Source organism: Acinetobacter sp. YH16051 (assembly GCF_013417135.1).
Taxonomy (GTDB): Bacteria; Pseudomonadota; Gammaproteobacteria; order Pseudomonadales; family Moraxellaceae; genus Acinetobacter; species Acinetobacter towneri.
On sequence record NZ_VPEN01000041.1, the window covers coordinates 1 to 5,385 of the forward strand.

The window sequence follows — 5,385 nt, forward strand, 5'->3', positions numbered from 1 at the left end:
AAAACTGCTCTAATCGCTTCTTATCGTCTGCTATGGCCTCTCTATATTCCTTCATGGAGGCCAGTAAAATATATAGTTGATCGTCTAAGTCGTTTTGGTTGCTCATAGCGATGGGCCACTTCTTTCATATTTAATACGCTGTGTCTGTTTCATCTTTTGCTCTTGTTCCAATTTCAATCTTTGTCTTTGCTCTTGTTCCAGACGTTGTGCTTCCCGATCTTTCTTCCATTGTTTGAAACCTTGCTCAACATGGTTGAACCCTTGTTCTAAGGTCTTTTCCTTGTGCTGTTGTTTGTTTTGGAGCTGTTGGCTGTTTTGCTGTTTGATCGTATCGTTAAAACGGCTAATTTCAGTATCTATGCCTTTTCTGCGCATCTGGGTAACTTTACTACCCTCATGGATGGTAGCTTGTAGATCCTTGCCTTGATCGGCATAACTACGGTGGTCGATTCTTTCCCGATACCCTGCATGTTCGAGGGCATGATTGGCTAAGTTTGCCCAGGTGGCTCGGATCTGTTTAATTTCTTCCTGGCTTGTTCCCATGCCCAGGCTTTTTCTCTTGGCATTGCTTAACTCAATATCAGTCTTATCCTTTAGCACCAGATTATGATCTTGATCCAGTTCAGCCTTACGTGTAGTCAGCAAGATATGCGCATGATGGTTTTTATCATCCCCTCCTTTGCTGGGTGCATGGATGGCTAAATCTGCAATCACCCCATAACGGTCTACTAATGATTGGGCAAACTCTTTAGCCAATTCTTTTCGCTGTTCTTCGTCCAGTTCATCAGGTAAAGCGATAACCCATTCACGTGCGGTTCGGGCATCTTTTCGATTCTCAGATTTTTCTGCCAGATTCCAAACTTGGCTTCGGTCTAATTCAGTATCCAAGTTAGAAAGAATCTCTGTATAAACCACACCTTCTTTTCTTGTGAAGTCATGGGTTAACCCTGTCCGTTCATCTTTCAATTTTTCTCCTGCACGGTAAGCCATAGATGCAACTGCAGTTCGTCCCGAACTTCGGTTAACGGTCTTAGTAGTACAGTGATAAATTGCCATGCCTTAGCCTTGTGGTGGTTTTGCTTTTGCTTTTAAAAATTGCGTAGCAGTTTTTTGGGGTTAAGGGGAATCCCCTTACGCAAACTTTGACTTGGATGAAATCCAAGTCGTAAGTGCGCATTTCATGAAAACACGATAGCATATAGCCCGCTTGAATTTCAATTCATAGGGCCTTATGCTTGAGTGGTTTTCTATATCCCGAAATCTGAATCATGACAAAATCTGCTGAAAATCTCGAAAAGAAAATTGAAGCCCAGTTAGAGAAGCTGAAACAGTTAAAGGCTCATAAACAAGCTATCGAAGCTAGAGAAAAATCAAAGCAAAAAGAGCAGGAGAGAAAGGACGATACTCGACGCAAAATTTTGCTCGGTTCTTATTTGATTAAAAAAATGAATGACAATGAAGCCAATAGAGAAAAAATACTCGCTGAACTCAACGAGTATTTAATAGAAGATCGAGACAGAAAATTATTTAACCTTTAAAACCTAAACTTCTTAAATGTGGAATAAACTCTTTTTGTTTTTCAGGGTCTATCAGCATGTCTTTAATTCGACTAGCTAAAGCCTCATAACTCTCATTACCAACAGCTAAATGTGATAGGCCCGGTAATTTGGCAAGCTGATTTCCAAACATATTAATTTGCCCATCAGTCATTTTGAAAAACATATCGACGGTATTCATATCTCGACTTGAGTTGATTTTTGGCTTTTCAAATTTTTCTTTAACTTTGAATCTAAACCCCACAACAGTTCTACCCTCTTTTATATTTTCATAAGTTAGATTTAAATCTGTTTGAGAGTTAATTTCTTCTAAAGAAGGCTCTAAAACACGGGTTTTTAAATTAGACATTCGATCATAAGACTTAGGCAATCCTAACTCTGTTTTTATACGATCTAAACTTAATTCAAATTTACCTAGACCCTGATATTTCTTGGCAAGATGATACAGGTCAAAGGAATAATCTTTTTTAAGTCTGAGTACCACTTCTTTTTTATATTTGGTGTAAGGGTTGAGCTTATCAAATTCTTTTAGCATTAAAAGAACTTCCTCAGGAAAGCAAATTGATATTGCTCCATTGTCGTATTTTGCTCGGATTACCCAAGAACAAGAAACTTTTTTCCCCTTTTCATCTGTATAGGTAAAGTACCTACGCAGCATATGCTTACTAGCTTCCTCCATCGACTTATATGCAGAGTGGGTTTTTATATTGCACTCTTTAGCAAAGTTTTCAGCAGTAATAGTAATGGGGTCTTTTTCGGTAGCGTTGGTAACTCTAGCGATAGGACTTGCTAAAACCAATAAACGCTTTTCATCGATAGACATGCTTTTAAAGCATTCTTGAATATTATTTTGTATGACCACCCATGAAGGTGGATAGGTTTTTTTATCTTCCATTTGAAAACTACATACTGAGCAATGTAATTTGCAAAATACCAAGCTGCTGTTTTTTTAGCTATTATTTTTGTAGCTTTTTAACAAAACTACAATAAAAATAATGTAGCTTAATGTCCTCCATTTGTAGTTTTAAATTCCTCCATTTGTAGTTTTAAAAACTGATTTAGTCCTCCATTTGTAGCTTAATATCCTCCATTTGTAGTTTTTTAAAGTTTGAAAGCCTTATGAATAAAGGGTTTGAAGGGGGTCTAAAAGCTTTTAAAAGCTTATTAAAAAGATAAAAAAGGATTTTTTATTTAATACAATTGAAAATAATTTTTTATAATTAATTCTAATTCTTCGTGTAAGGCTGTTTACGGCCGATTAAAAGAAAATAGGTATACAACCATATGTTTACATGTAAACGTTCGAAATACGCGAAACTGTGAGCATAGGGACTATATTTTTATGTATTCCTATGTTAGAGTTTGAACTGTTTGAAAATAAAGCAAAAAAAAGGCACTTGCGTCAACAAGTACCTTTTTTGAAATCTTTAATATCAAATAGCTAACAAATCAAACCAAAGGAGGTTAAAAAAGCCATAAGAATTAATGATTTACGTTTAAAATGCATAAACGATTCTATCATTGATAAACAATTTGTTCAAGTTAGCGAACAGATAAGGCTGATTAACCTCCATTTTTTACAATGGAGGAATCATCATGATTCCAGTTTTACCGGCAGTAGATACACATAAAGCACATATCTTGCACCGCTTATTAAATAGGGTGCCTGTTAAAAACAAAGATATGTGGTCGTCTATTGATTCTAGTTACTCTGCGTGTCGTATTAGCGAATTACGTAGTGATGGATGGAATATTGAAGATCACTATTTATCTGAAGATTCAAAACTGAAAAAACGTGTGCGAGTAAAAGTGTACTTCATACCATCTTTATTAATTAGTGAATTGTTGAAAGAACAGGCAATTCAAGATTTTTTAAGAAGGTTTGAATATCGACAAGCCAGTTAAATAGAAAAAAGGAAGGGTTATCCCTTCCTTTTTTTGCTTTAAAAAACAGACTTTGTAATCAGAGAGAAAAACGCATGAATTTTGATACCAGGTGATCGCTCGTAGGCACTTGCTCGGCTCTTACTAGAATGAGTTTTTTATTAAAATATTTAATCAGTACCGTGGAACAACGATCAAATATCAAACTTGGAACATGATAAATAGAGGAGTTGCCGCCCTGTTGCTCTATGATTCAAGGCAGCAATCTCTAATATAATGATCTTGAAGGGAAAAACAGTTGTATTTCGTATAAGGTCTATTATGCTAATTTTTTAATCCAAATTGGATTCGAAGTAATTAAAGCTTTACTTTTTAATATAGAAAAATTATCTGCATGCTGACTTAATAACTCTATAAGAGGTGGGATTGTAGAGCTATTTAATAAGTATGGATTAAAAATATCATTATGATTTTTAGAGAAAAACTTAACTATATCCTGATCAATATTGGCATATTTCATATACCAATTAGAAAAGAGATATGTACTGATCTTCTCAAGATAAAGAACTTCACAATTTTCATGACGCGGATCTTTTAAGATTTTGTCATGAAAAAGATGCTTTACTTTATCTTCTTGCCCCTCTAAACATTGAACAAAGTAATCATTTCCATAGTAAAGAGCCCCATAGATCTGATTTGCTCCATTAAACTTTAATGCTTCGGTTAAAATTTCATAAAGTTCACTCTTAGAATAAATTTTAGACCTGAACTTACTTACATATAATAATCGTATAGCGGTCATTGGTAATTCGTCTTAAGATATAAATAGTTAAGTATATATAATAAAAAAAATTATTATATAAAATTAGTAATTTTTAGACTGCTTTCTTAAAGCATCCTTTCTTTTATCTTATATCCTTGCACTTTACCTATTGGTAAAATACATACATTCATAATCTATATCGGAAAGTAAGTAATTAAGCATAAGAAAAAAAATCCCAGCAGGTGTAGTGCTGGGATTAGGTGTCTTCTGGGCTTAGTTATTATCGTTATCAAAAAAGTATAACTCAGTTTTTACTTAATTAATTTTCTTTTCAATTAGCTTCAATTTACTTAACTGTTGCTCTTTTTTCTGATCATTTTCGATCTTAATAACTATAGCTAAAATAAAAAGCATCATTATAAAAAATAGGAAAATCAAATGCTTTCTCATTATTTATTCCTTCTTTTAATGTTTTAGCATGCCTTTTCCCATTGCAAATAGATATGACATAAGAAACCAAAATTTAGCTCGATGCTTTGAAATATGGCTTTAGCCATATTTCAAAGTCGGGCAACTTTGCGCTTGCTATAATCTGATTAGCTATGAGAAAAACCAAGCAAAGTACCGATCAACTAATATCTTTTAGGGTCGATCTGGCACCAGTCATAGGTCTTTTCTTTGACACTATTTGGCTGAAATGAATAGCAATTTTTCGTCATGATTCTGACTAGTGTTTCACCATCACTTTCTCTAATTTGTAGTGGATATTTTTTAAGTACAGCCATATCAGTTCTACGTTCATTAATTTCATCTTTGCTTGGCACGTACAAGAATATTGCCAAGATGAATACCATCATCACAGCGACAAACGTGCTGGCAAAAATAATGATAAATTTTAAGTTGAGCCTTTTTGTAGCTTCGTTTAATTCTTGAATACTATTGTTTAATGCAGCTGTATGTTTCTTATTTGCGTTTTCTAGCGATTTTTCAGCCTTATTGAGTACTCCGTTAGCGATTTGGTTGTAAAATACCTCTAATCGCTTGTTATCGTCTGCTATGGCCTCTCTATATTCCTTCATGGAGGCCAGTAAAATATATAGTTGATCGTCTAAGTCGTTTTGGTTGCTCATAGCGATGGGCCACTTCTTTCATATTTAATACGCTGTGTCTGTTTCATCTTTT

Annotated in this window: 6 protein-coding genes; 2 read left to right on the forward strand and 4 right to left on the reverse strand. The window is 34.4% G+C overall.

The features are described 5' to 3' along the window. Nucleotides 1–102: 102 nt before the first annotated feature. A complete protein-coding gene (gene mobQ / locus FTV41_RS13495) occupies nucleotides 103–1,056 on the reverse strand; it encodes a MobQ family relaxase (RefSeq protein ID WP_179991710.1) in 954 nt (317 codons plus the stop codon). Nucleotides 1,057–1,268: 212 nt separating this feature from the next. Between mobQ and FTV41_RS13500 the strand changes: the two genes are divergently transcribed. After that, the gene (locus FTV41_RS13500) at nucleotides 1,269–1,538 is read left to right on the forward strand and encodes a mobilization protein (protein ID WP_179991711.1); all 270 of its coding nucleotides are present in this window, start codon (nucleotides 1,269–1,271) and stop codon (nucleotides 1,536–1,538) included. On the opposite strand, the gene FTV41_RS13505 is transcribed toward FTV41_RS13500, so the two are convergent. Beyond that, nucleotides 1,528–2,451 carry a RepB family plasmid replication initiator protein gene (locus FTV41_RS13505; protein ID WP_179991712.1) on the reverse strand — a complete coding sequence of 308 codons (924 nt, stop codon included), beginning with the start codon at nucleotides 2,449–2,451 and terminating at the stop codon, nucleotides 1,528–1,530. The two genes, FTV41_RS13500 and FTV41_RS13505, sit on opposite strands and share 11 nt — an antisense overlap. A gap of 701 nt (nucleotides 2,452–3,152) precedes the next feature. Between FTV41_RS13505 and FTV41_RS13510 the strand changes: the two genes are divergently transcribed. After that, complete coding sequence (locus tag FTV41_RS13510) at nucleotides 3,153–3,461, forward strand: hypothetical protein (RefSeq protein WP_179991713.1); 309 nt, start codon at nucleotides 3,153–3,155, stop codon at nucleotides 3,459–3,461. 298 nt (nucleotides 3,462–3,759) lie between these two features. Here FTV41_RS13510 and FTV41_RS13515 read toward each other — a convergent pair whose 3' ends face one another. Together FTV41_RS13515 and FTV41_RS13520 are read right to left on the reverse strand one after the other, a co-directional pair. After that, entirely contained in the window at nucleotides 3,760–4,242 is a 483-nt protein-coding gene (locus FTV41_RS13515) for a BLUF domain-containing protein (RefSeq protein ID WP_179995733.1), read from the reverse strand. A 593-nt stretch (nucleotides 4,243–4,835) separates the two neighbouring features. After that, on the reverse strand, nucleotides 4,836–5,333 hold the full coding sequence (locus FTV41_RS13520) for a hypothetical protein (protein ID WP_179991709.1): 498 nt from the start codon (nucleotides 5,331–5,333) through the stop codon (nucleotides 4,836–4,838). Nucleotides 5,334–5,385: the final 52 nt, after the last annotated feature.

Bases quoted from the DNA above. Each gene is read 5' to 3' on its own strand.
- FTV41_RS13515 (WP_179995733.1), bottom strand. From the start codon at position 4,242: ATGACCGCTATACGATTATTATATGTAAGTAAGTTCAGGTCTAAAATT.
- FTV41_RS13505 (WP_179991712.1), bottom strand. From the start codon at position 2,451: ATGGAAGATAAAAAAACCTATCCACCTTCATGGGTGGTCATACAAAAT.
- mobQ (WP_179991710.1), bottom strand. From the start codon at position 1,056: ATGGCAATTTATCACTGTACTACTAAGACCGTTAACCGAAGTTCGGGA.
- FTV41_RS13520 (WP_179991709.1), bottom strand. From the start codon at position 5,333: ATGAGCAACCAAAACGACTTAGACGATCAACTATATATTTTACTGGCC.
- FTV41_RS13500 (WP_179991711.1), top strand. From the start codon at position 1,269: ATGACAAAATCTGCTGAAAATCTCGAAAAGAAAATTGAAGCCCAGTTA.
- FTV41_RS13510 (WP_179991713.1), top strand. From the start codon at position 3,153: ATGATTCCAGTTTTACCGGCAGTAGATACACATAAAGCACATATCTTG.